This window comes from Hymenobacter psychrophilus, from assembly GCF_900107135.1.
Lineage (GTDB): Bacteria > Bacteroidota > Bacteroidia > Cytophagales > Hymenobacteraceae > Hymenobacter > Hymenobacter psychrophilus.
Genome location: NZ_FNOV01000007.1, coordinates 85247 through 104931, shown reverse-complemented (window position 1 = coordinate 104931; position 19685 = coordinate 85247). Strand labels below are relative to the sequence as shown.

Sequence of the window (19685 nt, the reverse complement as noted above, 5' to 3'; positions counted from 1 at the left end):
GATTAAGCGGCGGTCTTCAATACCGGTAAGGCCGGATGTTCGGGTCCTTCGAGGGGGCGGCGGTTGTAGCGGGACAGGTAGCGGTTGAGCTCCGAGAGGTGGAAGCCCCACTCTTTCTCGTTGAGGCGCAGACCCTGGAGCCGGCCGGCCCGACGGGCATTGCGGACGCCCTCGGGCTTGAGGCGCATGTAGCGGGCCGCCTCCCGCACGGTGAGGATGGGGTCGGGCGGCGGGGTTGGTGCGGGGGCAGGTTTCGGGGCGGCCTCGGTTTCTTTGAGGCGCTGCACATCGGAGAGCAGCTGCCGCCACTCCTGTTCGGGCACTAGCAGGGCGACTTGCATGGCCTAGGCGCTGGGGTGAGAATCGGCCAGCGCATCGGGCTGGCGGTTGGCGCGGGCTTCGAGGTCGGCCCGGCGACGCAGCTCGGCGTCCAGCTCCTCGAAAAAGGCCTCGGCCACGTCCATGTTGAAGTAGCGGCCGGACACTACGTTGTATACCTGCTGGCGGGTGAACTTCTTGCCTTTAGCGGCCAGATTGGCCGTTATGCGGGCCGTGTAGTCGCTGCGTTTGCCGAACAGATGGCGCTGTTCGCTAATTTTCTTTGCTACTTGTTCCATTTTGTTTGCCGGTTAGTTATCTTTGACCTGTTAGACAAACAAGTTTACCACAACAAGTTTGAACTAGCAAATAAATTTTACCAGACAAGCCATACGTGATGAAAGCTCAAAAGCAAATTGGGGACCGGCTATCGGCCATAATTGAGCATTATGGCGATTCGGTGTACGGGGCAGCCAAGAAATTGGGACACGACCGACCCACCAAGCTTTACAACTTTATTGGACACAAGTTCAAACCCGGCTTCGATACGCTGGTCGAGGTGCTGCAGACCTACCCGGAAGTGGAGCCCGGCTGGCTGGTGCTGGGCGAAGGCGAGATGCTGAAGCAGCCCGCAACGGAGCCCGCACCGGCAGCCAGGAAAGAGCGGCCCGCCGCTACCTCCCCCCTGCGCCATTTGCACGCCCCGGCGGTGGTTACGCTGAATGCGGCCGGCGAGGAAGGCATCATGCTTGTGCCCACGCCGGCCGAGGCCGGCTACATGCTGGCCCGGGAGAAGCCGGCGCTGCTGAAAGAGATGGGCCTGGAGCTGCTGGGTTTGCCCCAGTTCTCGGGCAAGTCGCACCGGGCCTTTATGGTGGAAGGCTCCAGCATGGAGCCCACGCTGTGGACCAGCGACGTAGTTATCTCGCGGTGCGTGGACGATTGGCGCATGGTAAAGCCCCGGCACGTGTACGTGGTCGTCACGGACGAGTCGTTGATGGTGAAGCGCATCCCCCGCCCTATTGGCGACCAGGACGAGGAAGTGGAGTTGTTGTCGGACAATTCGTTCTTCTCCCCCCATATCATCCCCCGGGAAAGCATCGGGGAAATCTGGGAAGTGCGGGGCGTGCTCACCACGCGGGTGCCGGCCAACCGCGAGGAGGCCTTCGAGCGGGTGGCGGGTTTGCTGGAAGTCATGGTCCGGGATTCGGCGGACGTGCGCGGCCGGCTCCTGGATATGATGGAGCGGCTGGAAACGAGCTCTGCGGAAACGCAGTTGCGGCTGCGGTAGCTCAGGGGCTGGTCGGGGTCAAAAAGGCAGTTTGATACCCTACGCGCCCTGCTACGCCACCTGTTTTGGAAGACAACGGGTTAGAATCATAATTACACCCAGACAATCAACCGGTTAGCGTCTCATCTGTGAGGCTGGACGCTACCCCGGCTCCGGGTACTTGTAGAGGTTAATGCCTCTACCCAAATCAAGCCTCAAAAGCTGTACATCTGGCAACAGGTGCAGTTTTTGAGGCTTTTTTGCGTTCGGGCCAGCATGGATGATTTCAGATAAACCGGGCCGCCCAAAAACCTGCGAAGGCCGCCAGCATGCCCAATAGCAGGCTTCCGGCGGCGTACAGGGCCAGCAGCAGCAGCTCGCCGGTGCGGCCCAGCGCCACGCTCTCGTAGGCGAAGGTGGAAAAGGTGGTGAAGCCCCCGCAGAAGCCGGTAGTCAGGAACAGCCGCCAGGGCGCAGGCACGGCCGCGTGTCGCTCGAAGATGCCCAGGAACAGACCAATCAGCAGGCAGCCCAGCACATTTACGATAAACGTGCCCAGCGGGAAGCCTACTGGCACCAGCCGCAGGAAGTACTGCTGCACCCAGTAGCGGCTCACCGACCCGATGAAGCCCCCCAAACCAATAAACAACACCGAACGATTCATACGGACAGGTAAAATAAGCAGCGCCGGGCTAGCCTCAAGGCTGATCGGGGGCGGCGGCAAGGTAGGCAGCAAAAACGTTAGCCACTCCGGCAACGCAGGCCGGCAGCCACCACCCGCTGCCGCGGCCCGGACCCGAGCGAACCACCCCGCCGGAGCCGGGCGGCGCGGCACCGACATCTTGGCCAGCAGCCCCGTGCGGCGGGCTCTCGGCAAACAGATGAGCCGTTTGGGCCGCGGCTGCTTGGCACAAGCAACCCCAAAACGGTACTGCCGACAGCCCGGCGGTCGGCCTCTCCTCGCAACACGGGGTTTCGTTGCGGCTCGCGGGCCGCACGCTACGGGCATACGACCTACTTTTGCGTAGGGCTTATTTCTACCCAACTTCGTAACCCAAGCACTCACCCCACCCTATGGCTTCCGGACTTTTTGCTTTACTCGATGATGTGGCGGCTTTGGTAAAAGTCAGTGCCGCCAGCCTGGACGATGTGCCGGCGCAGGTAGCCAAAACGACCGGCAAAGTGTCGGGCATCGTGATTGATGATACGGCCGTGACGCCCAAGTACGTGGTGGGCCTGAGTCCCTCCCGCGAGCTGTCCATCATCTTCCAGATTGCCAAGAAATCACTGTTCAACAAGCTGCTGATCCTCACGCCGGCGGCGCTGGTGCTGGGGTATTTCGCCCTCTGGGCCATTACGCCCATCCTGATGCTGGGCGGCGCGTATCTGTGCTTCGAGGGCTACGAAAAGGTGCATTCCATGTTCAGCAAGCACCCCGAGGCAGACCCGGAGGCCGAGCAGATGCAGACCATCACGCCCGAGGAACTGGAGCAGCAGCGGGTGGCCGGAGCCGTGCGCACCGACATTATCCTGTCGGCCGAAATTATGGCCATTGCCTACAGCCAGGTGGTCGGCTCCCCACTTATCAACCAGATTATCGTGATGCTGGCCGTGGCCGTGTTTATCACCGTGGCCGTGTACGGCTTTGTGGGCCTGATTGTGAAGGCGGACGATATCGGCCTGCACTTGGCGCAGAAGGACGGCAGCCCCGCAATCCAGAAATTTGGCCGCGGCATTGTGCAGTTTATGCCCAGCTTCCTGAATATCCTTAGCTACGTGGGCACCGCCGCCATGCTGTGGGTGGGGGCTGAAATCATTGCCCACGGCATCCCCTACACCGCCCACCTGCTGCACGAGCTGGAACTGGCGCTGGCCTCGGCGCCGGTACTAGCCTGGCTGGCCAAGGTGCTGGCCTGCGGTATCGGCGGGCTTATTCTCGGCTTCCTGATTGATCAGGTGGTTCGGCTGGTGAAGAAAGTAGTGACGGGCAGGCAGTAAGGCCCCAAAGCACTTCGGACAGACACAAAAAGTGGCCGCTGCTTCTGATGAAGCAGCGGCCACTTTGCTTTATTTTTTATGCTAACGTTTCGGGGCTTTGCGTTCGGGTGGGAAATCGAAGCATGAAAGCCGATATTATTACTAAAGTTCAATTGAAAAACTACTGTTGAATTTTGCACTTCAGCCCGCCTGACGCAAAACCCTTGTTAGCTGTAGCCTTTTCCATGTATGTTAGTCTAAAAATGCAATTATTGCTTCTCTGTTTTTTGTTGCTTCTGCAAAAACATTTTGCAATGTTGAAAACCCATCAGCAACATAATCAAATGCGTCATCTCCTTCATCCCAAATTGTTGGATAAACTTCTTGTTCTGTCATTTTTCCAAGATTGAATTTTTGCTTTAAATCAGCAATGGTAATTGTCGAAATTTCATTATTTAATTCTGCAACTTGTTCTGGTGTCAAGTAGTGAGCTGGTCCATAACCTAAATCTTGTTCTTCGTTAATTAGTTGTCCACTGAATAAAACTCTTACGAGATTGTGTTCCGCAGTTGCTAAACTTTGCCCTGTAAGTAAAAATATTATTCCGTCCCACGATTTGTCAATATCGACTAAATTTTTGTTTTTCGTTTCGTCGTCATAGATTTTGTCTTCCAATAATGAACTGTCTCTTAAATAGTCTTCAAGTTCAGATTTTGTTACTCGGAGCAAATTTCCTATCATACTCATAATTAAAAATATTTTTTTGTTTAAAGTTGTTTATTTATTTTAGCCGATTTTTTTGTCAAGATTACAGCTAACATTAGGGTTGCCGAAACTCGGCACCTCTGTAAGTTTCGGCAACCTGCGCTATGTACGCAAGTAACCTTCGGCAAGCACACCTACAGTGGCATGCTTGCCGAAACTCAGGTTCAAAGGCCCAACGTATCGAGGGGAGAAGCTGGGCGGGAGGTTCGGGCCACATGCGTGTAAATTTCGGTTGTTTTAATACTGCTGTGCCCCAACAAATCCTGAATGAAGCGGATGTCGGTGCCGGCTTCCAGCAAGTGAGTGGCGTAAGAGTGGCGGAGCATATGGGTAGTAACAGGCCGGCCTAATTGTCCACACAATTTAAGGTAGCGTCAGGTACTGTGGAGGCACCGCGTCGGTCAGCCAGACGCCGTTATCGGCTTGGTAGAACTGGTGGCCGTCGGCGTACATCCGAGCGGCATCCACCAGCAGCACCACGGGCGGACCGTGGCGGCTGCCCACCTGTCGGGCAGTCGGCTCATCGGCGCTTAAATGCACCTGCTGCCGGCTCATTTTCAGTAAGCCCTGCGCCACAAGGGTGTCCCGTAGCCGGGTAGTAGTGCCGTGGTAGAGCACCAGCGGCGGGGTTACGGGCGCGTAGCCCAGTTCCACCGCCACCGAATGGCCCTGGCTGGCCCGGATGCGCTGTTGGTCGTCAGAAAGCCGAAAACGCTGCTTCGGGCTTGTTTCGACCAGATGCAGCAGTACCTCACGGGTCAGCGGCACCTGCTGTTGCTGGGCCTGCGTCAGCAGCGTGTCCACAGCCACCCAGCCCTGCTTGTCCAGCGTCAGGCCCAGGTGCGCGGGGTCGTGGCGCAGCACCAGGCTCAGGAGCTTGCTGAGGCGCGTGGTTTCTTTGTCGGATAGCATAGACTATTCCTGCTCGTTCTGTTGCCGGTTTTTATCGTCAGCAGCTGATAGTAGTTGTAGCATTTCAGTGAAGCTGTCAGCCATCAGAGTTACATCCTGTGGCGAATCATGGTCCCATAAGACCACCGGATACTCATTCCCGGGCTTGCTTCGGTTGGTATCAAAGCACAAATGCCCCCAGTCACTGTAATCCGCAAATGCGAGGTATCCTTTATCTATCAGAAACTCCTCGGGGTAGCCATCTAATACTCTATCTACCAGCTCTTTTTTCCAACGAGAAGGAGTATGATTGCGCACATTGAGCTGGTCAATATACAAGTCAAAAAAGAATTTATACTGTAGGAAAAACCTGTACGACTCCGGCAGCGCATGCTTTAATACCTCCTCCACTTCGTCTATTTCCTGTTCCTTGATCTGGGTGGGTATGGGTATCCAGATGTCATATTCCTCTCCCGTCGCTGTATCATGAAACGAACGGATCATCTCAGGTTCTGCTTCTCCCTTTGTATAAATTCGATTCAAAACATCATCTGCCCACAGCGCAAGATGCTTGTCAACTACTAGGCTGATAATTTCCTGATTGGCTGATTGAAGAGTCATATTTTTCACCTGACATATTGTTAAAAATCAAATATTTAAGACCCAACAGTTATCCATATTCTTCCTTACAACACCTGCCCCAGCCCGAACAGCAGCGTGAACACGAGCGTGGTGAGGGCCATTTGCTTGAGCAGCGGGTCGAGCTGCATGGAATCCTGGCGCTGCCACACGGCGTGGGCGTTGCGCAGCAGCAGCGGGGCGCTCAGCAGGAACAGCCACTGCCACGGCGAGTGGTAGGTGAAGGCCACGTACAGCACGGCCGCCGAAAAGCCCAGCACCAGCAGCAGCCAGTGGTAGCGGCGGGCGCGCACGGGGCCCAGCCGCACCGGAATCGTGATTTTGCCGGCCAGCTTGTCGGAGCGGATGTCGCGGATGTTGTTCACGTTGAGCACAGCCGTGGCGAAGCAGCCCAGCGCGGCGGCCGGCAGCAGCACCGGCCAGGGCAACGCCTGAGTCCAGACGGGCACCTGGCTGTACGCCTGCAGAAAGTAGGTGCCGCACACGCCCACCAGCCCGAAAAACACGAACACCGACAAGTCGCCCAGGCCGGCGTAGCCGTAGGGCTTGCTGCCCGCCGTGTAATTCACGGCCGCCCAGATGGCCGACAGCCCCAGCGCCAGAAACGCCAGAAACACCCAGGCCCCGGCCGCACCCAGCGCCACCCACAGCAGCAGCAGCCCGCTCCCCAACGACAACGCCCCGAACACGCCCATGCCTTGCTTCATTTGAGCCGGCGAAATGGCGCCACTCTGCACGGCCCGCTGCGGCCCCTCGCGGTGCACGCTATCGGCCCCGTTCTGCGAGTCGCCGTAGTCGTTGGCCAGGTTGCTTAGTATCTGGAGCAGGATGGTGGTGAGGGCCGCCAGGGCCACCACCGCGGGCCGGAACTGCCCGTGGCTGGCCGCCAGAAAGCCCCCGGCCATAATGCTGGCCAGCGCCAGCGGTAAGGTGCGTGGCCGAAATGCCGAAACCCAGGCTTTAGCAGAAAAGGTCATAGTGGGATGTAGCGCGAAGCTCCAGCTTCGCGTATCGTGGAACGGTTACGTGAGGCGCGGCCGCCAGCAACGGTGCGCGAAGCTGGAGTTTCGCGCTAACTCCTCACTGCCCGGCGCCGAGAAAATTTCGGCCTGTATTATACCCCGCAAAATTACGCCCTATAACGCCAACCCAGCAATGCGGGCGGCGCTCAACTCCCCAAAGTCAGCCACCACCAAATCGGCCAGCTGCAAATCCTGGCTGGGCGAGTGGATGCTGTCGTAGCCGATGCAGTACAGGCCCGCGGCCTTGGCTGCCGCTACGCCGTTGCTGGAATCCTCGATAACCACACACCGGGCGGCAGGCGAGCGGGCCACGGCGGCGGCGTGCGCGAAAATAGCCGGGTCGGGTTTGGAGCGGGCAAAATCCTCGCCGCTGAGGCGGTGGCTGAAATAGGGCGCCAGCGCAAAGCGCCGCATTACCCGGTCGATGGTGGAATGCGAGGCCGAGGAGGCCAGCAGCAGTTCCAGGCCATGCTGGTGCAGGTCGTCGATGAGGGCGCGCACGCCGGGCAGCAGCTCCAGATCGGGCTTCTCGTCGAAAGCGCGGTTGAAATGCGCACGCTTGCCCATCACCAGCTCCTGCACCGCGGGTGCCAGGCCGTGCTGGTCTTTCAGGTGCTGGTACACGTTCTTGGTCGAGCGGCCGGTAAAGGTGGCGTACTCGGCATCGGTTACGGCCAGGCCCAGTTCCTCGAAATGCCGGAAATAGGCGTAGCGGTGCACGGGCTCGGTATCAACGAGCACCCCGTCCATGTCGAAAATAACGGTTTGCATCGGGCGCGGAAGATTGGTGGAAACGCCACGAAGGTACCAGAACTGCCGACAGCCCTATTCCCCGATAGCCGCCAGCAACTCCTCGCCCATCGGCTTCACTTTCGAGGGGTAGAACGCTACTACGTGGCCGGTTTCATCCACCAGGTACTTGCAGAAGTTCCAGTTCGGCTTCTCGTCGGTTACGCCGTTCTGGGCCTTGCTGCCGAGGTATTGGTAGAGCGGGGCGGCGTCGGGGCCGGCCACCGAAATTTTGCTGAAGAGCGGAAACGTGACGCCGTAGTTTTTTTCGCAAAAAGTGGCAATCTGAGCGTCGGAGCCGGGTTCCTGGCCACCGAAGTCGTTGGCCGGGAAGCCCAGCACGGTTACCTGCCCGCCGTGCTGGCGGCTGAGCTCCTCCAGCTCCTGATACTGGGGCGTGTAGCCGCACTCCGAAGCCGTATTAACGAGCAGCAGCTTTTTGCCCCGGTATTTGCTCAGGGGCACCGGCTGGCCGTTGATGTCGTTGAGGGTGAAATCGTACACGGTTTTGGCGGCTGGGGAAGCGGCAGCGGTAGTTTGGGCAGAATCGGAAGACATGGCCGGAATGGAAGCGGGAGTAGAAGAACAGGCGACGCTCAGGCCGGAGGCCAGCAGCAGGCCGGAAAAAAATAAGTAGTTCATGGGCAGAAAAACCAGGCGACTTCCCCAGCAACCTTACGGCCCGCTCATTGTTCAGCCTACCGGCTCCAGCAAGGGCAGCCGCAGAACAAATGCCGGAATTCTGCACATCAAAGTCCGGCCCTAGCGAAAAAGAAGCTACTTTCGTCTCTTGACCTATCCTAACACCTCTGCTAACCTGCTCATGCGCAAGGCCTTTCATTCGGTTATCACCGGAACAGGTTCCTGTATCCCGACCCGGGTGGTTAAAAACGACGAATTCGTTGCCGCGGCTTTCTACGATGGCAACGGCCAGCAGCTCGATAAGCCGGGGGCCGAAATCGTGGAGCGCTTCGCCCAGATTACCGATATCCACGAGCGGCGCTACGCCGAAGCCGATCAGGTAGCGTCCGACCTGGCCCTGCTGGCGGCCCAGGAGTTGTTTGCCTCCAGCCCCGGCGCCGACCCCGAGCAGCTCGATTATATTCTGGTAGCCCATAATTTCGGCGACATCACCGAGGACAACCGGCGCTCCGATTTTGTGCCCAGCCTGGCTGCCCGCGTGAAGCACAAGCTCGGCATAGTCAACCCGCACTGCGTTGCCTACGATTTGCCCTTTGGCTGCCCCGGCTGGCTGCAGGGCGTCATTCAGGCCGATTACTACCTGCGCTCCGGCGATGCCAAGCGGGTGCTCGTCATCGGCACCGAAACCCTTTCGCGCGTCTGCGACCCGCACGACCGCGACAGCATGATCTACTCCGACGGGGCCGGGGCCGTGCTGTTAGAGGCCCGCGAAACCGCTGACGATGCGGCCGGGGAGCCCGTTGGCATTCTGGCCCATAGCTCGCGCTCCGACACCGCCCAGGCGGCGCTGCTGCTGCGCATGGCCAGCTCGCGCAACCGCGAGTACACCGGCACCGAGCTGTTTCTGCAGATGGAAGGCCGCAAGCTTTACGAGTACGCCCTTAAAACCGTGCCCCAGGCCATTAAAGCCTGCCTGGAAAAAGCCGGCCTGGGCCTGCCCGACATGAGCCGCCTGCTCATCCATCAAGCCAACGGCAAAATGGACGAGGCCATCCTCAAGCGCCTCTACGCCCTCGACGGCGACACGCCCGCGCCCGTCGACATCATGCCCATGACCATCTCCTGGCTGGGCAACTCCTCGGTAGCCACCCTGCCCACCCTGCTCGACCTGCTGACCAAGGGCCAGCTCGAAGGCTACACCATCACGCCCGGCGAAGTGCTGGTTTTCGCCTCCGTTGGGGCCGGCATGAACTGCAACGCCGTGGTGTACCGGGTTCCGGAGGTGGTGCATAGGTAAACTGTTTGTCATGCTGAGCAAAGCGAAGAATCTCGCGTGCCCTGGTAATCCTGTCGCAGGACATTACCAGGGCACGCGAGATTCTTCGCTTTGCTCAGCATGACTTTTTTACAGCTTATCCACTACCCTACTCCTCGCCCGGCCGCAGCCATTTTTCTACGGGAATAGGCACGTAGGCGGCCAGGGCATCGAGCAGGGCGGCGGGGTTGGGGTAGCTCAGGAGCTGCTGGCGGTTTTCGCGGCGCAGCAGGCCTTCGTTGGCCATGTGGTCGAGGGCGCGCAGCAGGTGGTCGTAGAAACCCTCCACGTTGAGTAGGCCGATGGGTTTGGGGTGCAGGCCCAGCTGGCCCCAGGTGAGTACCTCAAACAGCTCTTCGAGCGTGCCGTAGCCGCCGGGCATGGCCACGAAGCCCTCGGCCCGCTCGGCCATCAGCAGCTTCCGCTCGTGCATGCTGCCCACGATGTGCAGCTCCGTGAGGCCGCGGTGCTCGATTTCCTTGCCCATCATAAAGTCGGGAATCACGCCGACTACTTTGCCGCCGTGGGCCAGTACGCTGTCGGCCACCACGCCCATCAGCCCCACGCGGCCGCCGCCGTACACCAGCGTCAGGTTACGCGCGGCCAGCACCCGGCCCATTTCCCCGGCCTGCCGCTGGTAGGCAGGGTTGGTTCCGGTGGCTGAGCCACAGTACACGGCAACGCTTTTCATAGGGGGAGTTGACAGGTTGAAAAAATGGTTATAGAGACGCAACTATGCGTCTCTATAACCATTACATGCGCTCAGGCACCTCAATGCCGAGCAGGCCCATGCTGGTTTTGAGGGCGCGCCCGGTCTGGGCCGAAAGGGCCACGCGGAAGGCGCGCTTGTGCTCGTCGGCCTCGGCAATGATGGGTACCTCGGCGAAGAAACGGTTATAGGCGCGGGCCACATCGTAGGCGAACTGCGCCACCAGGGCGGGCGACTGCACACGGGCGGCTTCGGCCACCACCGCATCGTAGCGCGCCAGCTCCTGAATCAGGTCGCGCTCGGTGCCTTGCAACCCGGTAATTCCTTCCAGTGAACCACTATCCGCCACTACGCCGCGCTCGGCCGCTTTGCGCAGGATGCTGGAAATACGGGCGTGGCTGTACTGAATGAACGGGCCGGTGTCACCCTCCAGCTTCACCGACTCTTCGGGGTTGAAGAGCATGCGCTTCTTGGGGTCCACCTTCAGCAGGTAGTATTTGAGGGCGCCCAGGCCCAGCATATGGTAGAGCTTGGTTAGCTCGTCGTCGCTCAGGCCCTCGGTTTTGCCCTTTTCGAGGGTGGCGGCCTCAGCAGCGGCTACCACTTCGCGCACCAGCTCATCGGCATCCACTACGGTACCTTCGCGGCTTTTCATCTTGCCCGAGGGCAGGTCCACCATGCCGTAGCTGAGGTGGTGAATGGCGTCGGCGTAGGGTTTGCCCAGCTTCTGAAGCACGGCCCGCAGCACCTGCATGTGGTAGTTCTGCTCGTCGGCAATCACGTACACGCTCAGGTCGTAGCCAAAATGCTCGAACTTGAGCTCGGCCGTGCCCAGGTCTTGGGTGATGTAGACGCTGGTGCCGTCGGCGCGCAGCAGTAGCTTCTCGTCGAGGCCTTCCTCCTTGAGGTCCACCCACACCGAGCCGTCGTCTTTCTTGAAGAACACGCCCTTCTGCAGGCCTTCCTCCACACGCTCCTTGCCCAACAGGTAGGTTTGCGACTCGTAGTAGAACTTGTCGAAATCGACGCCGATATTTTTGTAGGTGGCATCGAATCCCTCGTACACCCAGCCGTTCATCTGCTTCCAGAGGCTCACTACGGCCTCGTCGTTGGCTTCCCAGGCCCGGAGCATGTCCTGGGCTTCGAGCATAAGCGGGGCCTGACGCTTGGCCACGTCGGAGGCCACGCCCTCGGCTTCGAGCTGGCGCACCTGCTCGCGGTAGTGCTTCTCGAAAAGCACGTAGTATTTTCCCGCCAAATGGTCGCCCTTGATGCCGGCGCTCTGCGGAGTTTCGCCCTGGCCGTAGTGCTGGTAAGCCAGCATCGACTTGCAGATGTGGATGCCCCGGTCGTTGACCAGGTTGGCCTTGGTGACCTCGGCGCCGGTGGCTTTCAGGATTTCGGCCACCGAGTAGCCCAGAAAGTTGTTGCGCAGATGGCCCAGGTGCAGGGGCTTGTTGGTGTTAGGTGAGGAGTACTCGACTACCACGCGCTGCGGGCCGCCAGTGGCCACGGGCGCGCCGGCAGGCCGCTGGCGCAACGCCTCAAATACCCGCACCCATTCGGCATCGGCCACTTCCAGGTTCAGAAAGCCCTTCACCACGTTGAAGCCAGCTACCACAGGTTCGTGGGCCAGCAGGTACTCGCCCAGGGCCTGCCCGATTTGCTCGGGCCCCTTGCCCAGGGTTTTGATGAAGGGAAAGGTAACAAGCGTAAACTGACCGGCGAAGTCCTTGCGGGTGGCCTGCAGGCTAAGCTGATCAGCGGGCACGTCGGCCCCGAATACGTGGTGAATGGCCGCGCTGAGGGCCGTTTTGAGGGTCTGTTCGAGTTGCTGCACGGAGGTCGGGATGCGGAAAGAGGGTCTGGCGGCCGGCTAGGTAGCCCGGCGCGCCGCGAAGGGCAAAGGTAACCGATTTGCGCAGGCTGGCCGGGTGGTATCTGAAGCCGGGCGACGGTGAGCGGCAAGGTTGCTCGGCCCGCCTTGCATGGCCGGCCAGGTAGCAGCTCCACTACCGCCCACTCTGTTATTACCCGGGGCGCCACTCAGAGGCACCGCGGCAGACTACTATGCATTGCGGCAGCTTTGCTGCAGCGGTTCCGCAAACTATCCGTTATGCGCTATTTGGGCAGATAGACTGTGAAGGTGGAGCCCTCGCCCAACTGGCTCTCTACCTCCACGCGGCCACCAACATTTTCCACCATCTTCTTCACCATATAGAGGCCGATACCCGAGCCTTCGACGTGGTCGTGCAGGCGCCGGAACATCGTGAACAGCTGCCGGTCTTCGCGCAGGTCGAGGCCCAGGCCATTGTCGCGTACCTGCAGCGCTATTAGCCCATCCGGGGCCGGGCGGCAGCGCAGGAGCACGCGGGCGGGGCGGGCCGGGTCGTGGTACTTGAAGGCGTTGCTAAGCAGGTTGTACACTACGGAGCGCAGGTTTTTTTCGGCCAGCGTAACGGTGGGGCACTGGGCTATATCCACGGTCAGCTCGCCAGCGGCTACCTGAATCAGGGGCTGTAAATCCAGGCGTACATCCTCGATGAGCGAGGCCAGGGCCACCGGCGTGCGGGGCAGGGCGCTTTCCTTCTGCAGTTTCGAAATGTCGGTCAGGTTTTCGATGGTGCGCTTGAAACGGTCCACCGAGTCCTGCATCATGCGCAGCACGGGCCCCACTGCGCCGAGCCGCTGGCTGGCCGGCAGCTCCTGGCGCAGCGTATCGAGCAGCCCCTCAATGTTGGTAATGGGCGAACGAAGGTCGTGCGAGGCAGTGTAAATGAAGTTGTCGAGGTCGGCGTTGATGCGGGTAAGCTGCTGGTTGTTGTCGCGCAGCTCCAGCTGGGCTTCATCAATGCGGGCCAGGGCCAGCTTTTGCTCGTGGATGTCGGTGTAGGTGCCAATCCACTGCACAATTTTGCCCTGCTCGTCGTGCCAGGGAAGCGCCCGGCCCAGCATCCAGCGGTAGGTACCGGCCGCGTCGCGGATACGGCACTCCAGTTCCAGGAACTCGCCGCCTGCCAGCGCCTGCTCCCAGCAAAGCATTGCCTGCGGCAGGTCATCGGGGTGCAGCTGCGCTTCTATCAGAGCAGGCGTCAGGCTCTGCGGATTTTGGCCGGTGTAGGAAAACCAGCGCCGATTGAGGTAGGTATTTTCACCTTGCGGACTGGCCGTCCAGGCAATGTGCGGGAGGCCTTCCAGAATGCGGGTGGTCGCGGCCACTTCCTGCACCTGGGCCTGCAGCCGGAGCTGCTGCTGCTCCAGCAGGGCATTCTGGGCCATCACCCGCGCCCGGATAACGCTGATTTCGCGCTGCGCCGATACATCGGTTACAATAACAGCCAGCACCGGGGCCTCCTGCTGGCCCAGCACGTTCAAGGCCAACGCCACGGGGCGAAGCCGGCCGCCGGTGGTGCATAACGGCATTCCGCCTTTGCTTTTCGCTGCCCAGCCAGCCGCTACCAACTTCTGCCAGTAGCCCCGGAACTCGGCCGGAATAAATTGCTCGAACGAGTGGCCGATCAGTGTTTCGAGCGGCGCGTCGAGCAGGCCCGCGAGGCAGGCGTTGCAATAGAGTACAGTGGCGTCGGGGGCCAGTAGCAGGGCCCCTTCATTCATCTGCTCAATCAGGGTGCGGTAGCTTTGGTCGGCCCCTTCGAGCGTAAAAATGCGCGGCCCATCAGGACCTTGCACAGCCAGCGCATCAATGGCCCCGGTGCGGATGGCTTCCAGCAGCTCCTCGGCTTCGAACAGCTGCTGGCGCAGCTCCTCATTTTCGCGGGCCAGCTGGGCCGCCGACCGAGCCGGGGGGGTGGGGTTAGCAGAAGAGGTGGAATCGGCAGTCATCGCCCCGCAGCTTAGCTATTTTGAGTTGGTTGCGAATCATCCTCGAACCCGGTATCCAACCCTAGCAGGCGCAGCACCCGCGGGCGGTCCGAGAGGTCGCCCACCAGCCAGCGCACGAGGCCGGGGCTTTTCTTCACCAGCGTGGGCGCGGCAATAATGCGGGCGCTCTGGGCCAGTTCGGGCTGCTGATAAATGTCGATAATCGTCAGCTCGAAACGCCCCGCCAGATACCGCTCGCAAATGGCCTTGAGGTTGCGTACGGCTCGCGTCGAGTTGGGCGTGGCACCGGTTATGTAGAGCTCCAGCACGTAATGGGGCGGGCGCTCGTCGGCGGAAAACCAGTCCTCCATCAGAACGGTACTCAAGAATGTCCGATGGCCCGGATGTCGAGGCCGACCAAAACGCGCTCCTGGTTCGAGAGGTCGCCGATAATTTTGCGGATGGGCGATGGCACCTTGCGTACCAGCGTTGGAATGGCCAAAATCTGGTCACCCTCAGCCAATTGCGGGTTCACCAGCAAATCAATCACCTCCAGCTGATAGCGCCCCTTCAGGTGCCGCTCGCAGTAGCTTTTCAGATTGGCCAGCGCCAGCATCGACTTCGTCGTCTGCCCCGCCACGTACAGCCGCAGCTCCCACGTTTCCTCGTCCATAGTATTGTTTTTTGGGGTAATCAGGGTCTGGGTTAATAGCTTACTAGCTTAGGGGGAGCCAAGGAGCTGTACAGAATCTATTATCTTTTGAAAGCACCCTGTATCGGTCCTTCGTAAGCTCAGGATGACGGGTGGTTTCTATTCACACCCAACCCCTCAACCAACTTGCTAACGGCTACGCGCCCGAACCGTTGGCTGAATCGGGCGGGCGGGCCGAAAAATTCTGCCCCAGCTGGCGGCGGTCCTCCGTCAGCGTCTGCTGGCGCTGCTGCTCGGCCGAGTTCACCAGCCGCAGTTCCTCCTCCACCGTCTCGAATTCGGTGCGCAGGTTGGCAATGGTGGCTTCTAGCACCCGGCGCTTGCGCTCCAGCTCCCGGTCGCGGCGTTCAGCCTCCTGCCCGGCGGCAATCTGCTGGGCCTGCTCCTGAATGTGCTGGGTGAGGCGGCTGGCCCCGGTGATAATGCCGCCCGGACCCACCAGCACGTCGAGCAGCCGGATGCCCTGCTCGGTAACCACAAACTCGCGCACCTGATTAGAGTGGCCCATGCCCCGGGCCTTCAGAATGCTGATGCCGCGGTTCCGCTCGCCGACGCCTTCCAGGTCGCGCACATGAATCCAGGTATCGACGAGCGAGGAAATGCCTTCCTGCGCTATTTCCTGCTGGCCGCGGCCGCCGCTGATAAGGGCCGTAAACAGGGCGTTGATGCCCTGCACTTTCAGGAAGTCAACCAGCCGGGTGAGCATGCTCTGCACTTCCGAAATGCTGCCCACCGAAATCAGGTTGCTGATGGGGTCGATGATGACAGTATGGGGCTTGAACTGACCGATGAGCCGATGAATCGTGACCAAATGACGCTCCAAGCCGTTGAGCGTGGGCCGGCTGGCCTCAATGCGCAGCAACCCGCTATCTACAAAGGGCACTAAATCGAGACCTACCGTGGCCATGTTGCGTAGCAGCTGGGCCGGCGACTCCTCGAAGGCGAAGAGCATCGTTCGCTCGCCCCGCTGGCAGGCCGCCAGCGCGAAGGCCGCGCCGAGCGTGGTTTTGGCCGTGCCCGCTGTGCCCGTAATCAGGGTGCTGCTGCCCTGGTAAAGCCCGCCGCGCCGGAACATAGCGTCGAGGTCGGCCACGCCAGTCGATATCACTTCATCAGACACCTTATGCTCGAGTTTGAGCGAGGTAACGGGCAGCACCGAAATGCCATCCTCCGTGATGATATAAGGGTATTCGTTGGTGCCGTGGGTGCTGCCGCGGTACTTGACAATGCGCAGCCGCCGTGTCGTTACCTGGTCAATTACGCGGTTGTCGAGCAGAATAACGCAGTCCGATACGTATTCCTCCAGGCCTTGGCGCGTGAGTGTGCCCTCGCCCCGCTCGGCCGTAATAACGGTGGTTACGCCCTTGTCTTTCAGCCAGCGAAACAGCCGCCGGATTTCCGAACGCAGCAGGGCCTCGTTGCTAAAGCCCGAAAACAACGACTCAATGGTATCCAGGACCACCCGCTTGGCCCCGATGCTGTCGATGGCGTAGCCGAGGCGGATAAACAGCCCCTCCAGGTCGTATTCGCCCGTTTCGTCTATTTCAGAGCGGTCGATGTGGACGTGGTCGAGGCGCAGCTTTTTATCGGCCTGCAGCTGGGGCAAATCGAAGCCCAGCGAGGCGACGTTGGCGGCCAGTTCGGCAGCCGTTTCCTCGAAGGCCATCAGCACCCCTGGCTCGTCGTAGTCGAGAATACCGCGCACCAGAAACTCGATGCCGAGCAGCGTTTTGCCGCAGCCCGCACTACCGCAAACCAGCGTGGGACGGCCCAGGGGCAGGCCCCCCTCGGTTATTTCATCCAGCCCCTCGATGCCGGTAAGCGCCTTGGGCAACTGAGATAACGGGGTACTAGAGGACGACGGCTGGTCAGGCATAGGGCAAATTTTGTTGCAATATAAGGGTGAATACGTGCCTCGCCGGATTAAGGACCAACTCGCGTTTTACACAGCATAAATTGGTCCTTAATCCGGCGAGGCACGCATTCACGCTTACCGGCTCACTACTTCGGCCAGGCGCAGGCGGTTCTGAATGGCGTCAGTGGCCGCTTCGAGAATGTCGAAAGCATTTTGGGCCATCGTGTTTTCCGAGTCGAGGGTGGGGTTGATTTCCACCATCTCGAAGCACACTACCCGGTCGTTTTCGAGCAGGGCGCGACACAGGCTGATAGCTTCCTCCACGTTGAGTCCTTCCTCGACGGGCGTACCGGTGCCCTTGCTAAAGCGCGAATCCAATGAGTCCACATCGAAGGAGACATACACTAGGTCGCAGAAGCGCAGCCGCTCGTAGATTTCGCGGGCCACTTGGCGGGTGCCTTTGCTTTTGACTTCTTCGAGCTGGTAGTTTTTGATGCCCAGGCGCTCGATAATGGCGTTTTCCTCGGCTTCGGTGTCGCGCACCACTACGTATACGAGGTGCTCGGGGGCTACTTTTGGGCCGGGCTCGCCCAAATCGCGCAGGCGCTGCCAAAAAAACTCGGTTTCGGGAGCGGGTTGGTTACGCTGGCACTCGCGGTTGTCGTCGTTCAGGCTCAGGGCCAGCGGCATACCGTGCACGTTGCCCGAGGGCGTGGTGTAGGGCGAGTGAATGTCGGCGTGGGCATCAACCCAGATGACGCCGAGCGTTTTTTGGGGGTAGGCGGCCTTGATACCGGCAATGGTAGCCGAGGCGTTGCTATGGTCGCCGGCCAGCACCAACGGAAATTCGCCCAGCCGCAACGTCTGCTCTACGGTGCTGGCAATGCCCTTCTGCACCATGTAAATGGAGTCGATGTGACGGGCGTGGGGGAAGTGGTTTTTCTCGAACAGTACGTGGTTCAGGTCGGGCACTTTTACCGAGTTGAACCGGCGGAAGTAATCGGAGCCCTTGTTGAGGCAGGCCACCTTCAGGGCATCGATGCCCATACTGGCCCCCCGGGTTCCGGCCCCCAGTTCGGAGCGAACTTCCAGCAGCTTAATACGTCGCATATTACATTGGCAGAAAAGAGGTTAGGGTGGTTTTGATGCTTGCCGATTGAGCGGGTGGGAATTCCCCTCAGGCTTGACGCGCGCGGTCTTTCCGGCGCCACCAACGAACAGAGCACAACCAAAACCCCGGCGAGGGGGTATCTTTGTATCTGCAATTTAGGGCTTAGTTGATGGTGCTTCGTGCTTTGGGAAGAAGTTTTTCTTTTGCAACCGCCGCCCATTACTCTGCTCCTGCTGTTCTGCTTCTACCTGTTCCGCGCCCAAGCACTAAATTCTAAAGCCCCCAATGCCCTACATGGATACCTACCGCGACCTGATTTCCCAGACCTTCGATTTCCCGACCGACGAATTCACGGTCGAAAACAACGAGTTGCGCTTTGAGGGCATCGATTTGATGGCGCTGGTAAAGAAGCACGGCACGCCGCTGCGCCTGGCTTACCTGCCCAAAATCAGCTCCCAGATTCAGCGGGCCCAGGAGTGGTTCCGGCGCGGTATCGAGCAGACCGGCTACCGCGGCAAGTACTCTTACGCCTACTGCACTAAGGCCTCGCACTTTAGCTTTGTAGTGGAAGAGGCGCTCAAAAACAACGTCCACATCGAAACCTCGTCGTGGTTTGATACCAACATCATCCGGGCCATGCACGCCAAGGGCCTCGTGACCAAGGACACTTACATCATCTGTAACGGCTTCAAAACCGAGGAGTACAAGCGCGAAGTTACCCGCCTCATCAATGATGGCTTTGGCAATTGCATGCCCATCCTCGACTCGCCCAACGAGGTGGACTACTACCACGACAACGTGCGCGAATCGTGCTGCCTGGGCATGCGCCTGGCTTCCGATGAGGAGCCGCGCTTCCAGTTCTACACCTCGCGCCTGGGCATCCGCTACGCCGACGCGCTGCCGCTCTACGAAAGCAAAATCAAGGACGACCCGCGCTTCGAGCTGAAGATGCTGCACTACTTCATCAACACCGGCATCAAGGACACGTCCTATTACTGGTCGGAGCTGAGCCGGTTTGTGCACCAGTACTGCGAAATGCGCAAGGTGTGCCCCACGCTCACGACCATCGACATCGGCGGCGGCCTGCCCATCCAGACGTCCATTCAGAAGGAGTACGACTACCCCTACATGATTGAGGAAGTCCTGCGGACCATTAAGCGCATCTGCGACGAGGAAGGCGTGCCCGAACCCGACGTGTTCACCGAGTTCGGCATCTTCACGGTGGGCGAATCGGGCGCTACCATCTATTCAATTCTGGACGAGAAGCTGCAGAACGACAAGGAACTGTGGTACATGATTGACGGCTCGTTCATCACCAACCTGCCCGATACCTGGGCTCTGAACCAGCGCTTCATCATGCTGGCCCTCAACGGCTGGGACAAAAAGTACAAGAAAATCCAGCTCGGCGGCCTCACCTGCGACTCGCAGGACTACTACAACGCCGAAAAGCACATCTACCAGGTGTTCCTGCCCGAGCGCAAGCCCGCCACCGACGCCGAGCCGCTCTACGTGGGCTTCTTCCACACGGGCGCCTACCAGGAAAGCCTTTCGGGCTACGGCGGCGTGAAGCACTGCCTGATTCCGGCCCCCAAAATCGTGATTCTCGACCGCGACGCCGACGGCAACCTCACCGACCGGGTGTTTGCCGAGGAGCAAACCGGCGAGTCGATGCTGCGGATTCTGGGTTACCAGGTATAGCGACGCGGGCCATTAGCCCTCCTCTGGTCAGCCAAAAAAGCGGGAGTTCCGGCCGGAACTCCCGCTTTTTTGGGCCTCTGGCACACCTTCGGGCGCAGCGTTGGCCGGGTAGTTGCAGGCCGGGATTCAGACGGTTATCTTTATGGCCGA

The 19685-nt window shown here is 59.8% G+C and carries 21 protein-coding genes; 4 read left to right on the top strand and 17 right to left on the bottom strand.

Features of this window, described 5'->3' with window-relative positions; all coding sequences use genetic code 11:
- Positions 1-2 precede the first annotated feature (2 nt).
- Both BLW21_RS11905 and BLW21_RS11900 read right to left on the bottom strand, forming a co-directional pair.
- Positions 3-341 carry a helix-turn-helix domain-containing protein gene (locus BLW21_RS11905; RefSeq protein WP_092740275.1) on the bottom strand — a complete coding sequence of 113 codons (339 nt, stop codon included), beginning with the start codon at positions 339-341 and terminating at the stop codon, positions 3-5.
- A 3-nt stretch (positions 342-344) separates the two neighbouring features.
- Positions 345-617: a hypothetical protein gene (locus BLW21_RS11900; protein WP_092740273.1), complete on the bottom strand. Its 273-nt coding sequence runs from the start codon at positions 615-617 to the stop codon at positions 345-347.
- 98 nt (positions 618-715) lie between these two features.
- On the opposite strand from BLW21_RS11900, the gene BLW21_RS11895 reads away from it, so the two are divergent.
- Positions 716-1609: a LexA family transcriptional regulator gene (locus tag BLW21_RS11895; protein WP_092740271.1), complete on the top strand. Its 894-nt coding sequence runs from the start codon at positions 716-718 to the stop codon at positions 1607-1609.
- Positions 1610-1874: 265 nt separating this feature from the next.
- On the opposite strand, the gene crcB is transcribed toward BLW21_RS11895, so the two are convergent.
- Positions 1875-2252: a fluoride efflux transporter CrcB gene (gene crcB / locus BLW21_RS11890; protein WP_092740269.1), complete on the bottom strand. Its 378-nt coding sequence runs from the start codon at positions 2250-2252 to the stop codon at positions 1875-1877.
- 410 nt (positions 2253-2662) lie between these two features.
- Here crcB and BLW21_RS11885 point away from each other — a divergent pair, with 410 nt between their 5' ends.
- Positions 2663-3586 carry a DUF808 domain-containing protein gene (locus tag BLW21_RS11885; protein ID WP_092740267.1) on the top strand — a complete coding sequence of 308 codons (924 nt, stop codon included), beginning with the start codon at positions 2663-2665 and terminating at the stop codon, positions 3584-3586.
- 231 nt (positions 3587-3817) lie between these two features.
- Here BLW21_RS11885 and BLW21_RS11880 read toward each other — a convergent pair whose 3' ends face one another.
- The 7 genes from BLW21_RS11880 to BLW21_RS11850 all read right to left on the bottom strand — a co-directional run bounded on the left by BLW21_RS11880 (position 3818) and on the right by BLW21_RS11850 (position 8313).
- Positions 3818-4306 (bottom strand): YfbM family protein, encoded by a 489-nt coding sequence (locus BLW21_RS11880; RefSeq protein WP_092740589.1) that lies wholly within the window; start codon positions 4304-4306, stop codon positions 3818-3820.
- 188 nt (positions 4307-4494) lie between these two features.
- Positions 4495-4692 (bottom strand): tyrosine-type recombinase/integrase, encoded by a 198-nt coding sequence (locus BLW21_RS11875; protein ID WP_317040234.1) that lies wholly within the window; start codon positions 4690-4692, stop codon positions 4495-4497.
- Between the two features lies 1 nt (position 4693).
- A complete protein-coding gene (locus BLW21_RS11870; RefSeq protein WP_092740263.1) occupies positions 4694-5242 on the bottom strand; it encodes an RNA 2'-phosphotransferase in 549 nt (182 codons plus the stop codon).
- 3 nt (positions 5243-5245) lie between these two features.
- A complete protein-coding gene (locus tag BLW21_RS11865) occupies positions 5246-5842 on the bottom strand; it encodes an SMI1/KNR4 family protein (protein ID WP_092740261.1) in 597 nt (198 codons plus the stop codon).
- A gap of 65 nt (positions 5843-5907) precedes the next feature.
- Entirely contained in the window at positions 5908-6837 is a 930-nt protein-coding gene (locus BLW21_RS11860; RefSeq protein WP_092740259.1) for a 1,4-dihydroxy-2-naphthoate polyprenyltransferase, read from the bottom strand.
- A 159-nt stretch (positions 6838-6996) separates the two neighbouring features.
- Complete coding sequence (locus BLW21_RS11855) at positions 6997-7653, bottom strand: HAD family hydrolase (RefSeq protein WP_092740257.1); 657 nt, start codon at positions 7651-7653, stop codon at positions 6997-6999.
- A 54-nt stretch (positions 7654-7707) separates the two neighbouring features.
- Positions 7708-8313 (bottom strand): glutathione peroxidase, encoded by a 606-nt coding sequence (locus tag BLW21_RS11850; protein WP_092740255.1) that lies wholly within the window; start codon positions 8311-8313, stop codon positions 7708-7710.
- Positions 8314-8494: 181 nt separating this feature from the next.
- Between BLW21_RS11850 and BLW21_RS11845 the strand changes: the two genes are divergently transcribed.
- Positions 8495-9610: a 3-oxoacyl-ACP synthase III family protein gene (locus BLW21_RS11845; protein ID WP_092740253.1), complete on the top strand. Its 1116-nt coding sequence runs from the start codon at positions 8495-8497 to the stop codon at positions 9608-9610.
- A gap of 127 nt (positions 9611-9737) precedes the next feature.
- On the opposite strand, the gene BLW21_RS11840 is transcribed toward BLW21_RS11845, so the two are convergent.
- The 7 genes from BLW21_RS11840 to BLW21_RS11810 form a co-directional block, all read right to left on the bottom strand.
- Positions 9738-10319: an LOG family protein gene (locus BLW21_RS11840; RefSeq protein WP_092740251.1), complete on the bottom strand. Its 582-nt coding sequence runs from the start codon at positions 10317-10319 to the stop codon at positions 9738-9740.
- Between the two features lie 61 nt (positions 10320-10380).
- Positions 10381-12177: an arginine--tRNA ligase gene (gene argS, locus BLW21_RS11835; RefSeq protein WP_092740249.1), complete on the bottom strand. Its 1797-nt coding sequence runs from the start codon at positions 12175-12177 to the stop codon at positions 10381-10383.
- Between the two features lie 281 nt (positions 12178-12458).
- Positions 12459-14180 (bottom strand): ATP-binding protein, encoded by a 1722-nt coding sequence (locus tag BLW21_RS11830; RefSeq protein ID WP_092740247.1) that lies wholly within the window; start codon positions 14178-14180, stop codon positions 12459-12461.
- An 11-nt stretch (positions 14181-14191) separates the two neighbouring features.
- Complete coding sequence (locus BLW21_RS11825; RefSeq protein WP_245711879.1) at positions 14192-14545, bottom strand: circadian clock KaiB family protein; 354 nt, start codon at positions 14543-14545, stop codon at positions 14192-14194.
- A complete protein-coding gene (locus BLW21_RS11820) occupies positions 14542-14832 on the bottom strand; it encodes a circadian clock KaiB family protein (protein ID WP_092740243.1) in 291 nt (96 codons plus the stop codon). Before BLW21_RS11820 ends, BLW21_RS11825 begins: the two co-directional genes overlap by 4 nt.
- Positions 14833-15007: 175 nt before the next feature.
- Complete coding sequence (gene kaiC / locus BLW21_RS11815) at positions 15008-16705, bottom strand: circadian clock protein KaiC (protein ID WP_245711878.1); 1698 nt, start codon at positions 16703-16705, stop codon at positions 15008-15010.
- A gap of 156 nt (positions 16706-16861) precedes the next feature.
- Complete coding sequence (locus BLW21_RS11810) at positions 16862-17836, bottom strand: arginase (protein ID WP_092740239.1); 975 nt, start codon at positions 17834-17836, stop codon at positions 16862-16864.
- 295 nt (positions 17837-18131) lie between these two features.
- On the opposite strand from BLW21_RS11810, the gene BLW21_RS11805 reads away from it, so the two are divergent.
- Positions 18132-19535 carry a type III PLP-dependent enzyme domain-containing protein gene (locus tag BLW21_RS11805; protein WP_092740587.1) on the top strand — a complete coding sequence of 468 codons (1404 nt, stop codon included), beginning with the start codon at positions 18132-18134 and terminating at the stop codon, positions 19533-19535.
- Positions 19536-19685: the final 150 nt, after the last annotated feature.

Bases quoted from the DNA above. Each gene is read 5' to 3' on its own strand.
- BLW21_RS11865 (WP_092740261.1), bottom strand. From the start codon at position 5,842: ATGACTCTTCAATCAGCCAATCAGGAAATTATCAGCCTAGTAGTTGAC.
- BLW21_RS11830 (WP_092740247.1), bottom strand. From the start codon at position 14,180: ATGACTGCCGATTCCACCTCTTCTGCTAACCCCACCCCCCCGGCTCGG.
- BLW21_RS11820 (WP_092740243.1), bottom strand. From the start codon at position 14,832: ATGGACGAGGAAACGTGGGAGCTGCGGCTGTACGTGGCGGGGCAGACG.
- crcB (WP_092740269.1), bottom strand. From the start codon at position 2,252: ATGAATCGTTCGGTGTTGTTTATTGGTTTGGGGGGCTTCATCGGGTCG.
- BLW21_RS11860 (WP_092740259.1), bottom strand. From the start codon at position 6,837: ATGACCTTTTCTGCTAAAGCCTGGGTTTCGGCATTTCGGCCACGCACC.
- BLW21_RS11850 (WP_092740255.1), bottom strand. From the start codon at position 8,313: ATGAACTACTTATTTTTTTCCGGCCTGCTGCTGGCCTCCGGCCTGAGC.
- BLW21_RS11895 (WP_092740271.1), top strand. From the start codon at position 716: ATGAAAGCTCAAAAGCAAATTGGGGACCGGCTATCGGCCATAATTGAG.
- BLW21_RS11905 (WP_092740275.1), bottom strand. From the start codon at position 341: ATGCAAGTCGCCCTGCTAGTGCCCGAACAGGAGTGGCGGCAGCTGCTC.
- BLW21_RS11810 (WP_092740239.1), bottom strand. From the start codon at position 17,836: ATGCGACGTATTAAGCTGCTGGAAGTTCGCTCCGAACTGGGGGCCGGA.
- BLW21_RS11900 (WP_092740273.1), bottom strand. From the start codon at position 617: ATGGAACAAGTAGCAAAGAAAATTAGCGAACAGCGCCATCTGTTCGGC.
- BLW21_RS11845 (WP_092740253.1), top strand. From the start codon at position 8,495: ATGCGCAAGGCCTTTCATTCGGTTATCACCGGAACAGGTTCCTGTATC.
- BLW21_RS11840 (WP_092740251.1), bottom strand. From the start codon at position 10,319: ATGAAAAGCGTTGCCGTGTACTGTGGCTCAGCCACCGGAACCAACCCT.
- BLW21_RS11885 (WP_092740267.1), top strand. From the start codon at position 2,663: ATGGCTTCCGGACTTTTTGCTTTACTCGATGATGTGGCGGCTTTGGTA.
- BLW21_RS11805 (WP_092740587.1), top strand. From the start codon at position 18,132: ATGGATACCTACCGCGACCTGATTTCCCAGACCTTCGATTTCCCGACC.
- BLW21_RS11855 (WP_092740257.1), bottom strand. From the start codon at position 7,653: ATGCAAACCGTTATTTTCGACATGGACGGGGTGCTCGTTGATACCGAG.
- BLW21_RS11880 (WP_092740589.1), bottom strand. From the start codon at position 4,306: ATGATAGGAAATTTGCTCCGAGTAACAAAATCTGAACTTGAAGACTAT.
- BLW21_RS11870 (WP_092740263.1), bottom strand. From the start codon at position 5,242: ATGCTATCCGACAAAGAAACCACGCGCCTCAGCAAGCTCCTGAGCCTG.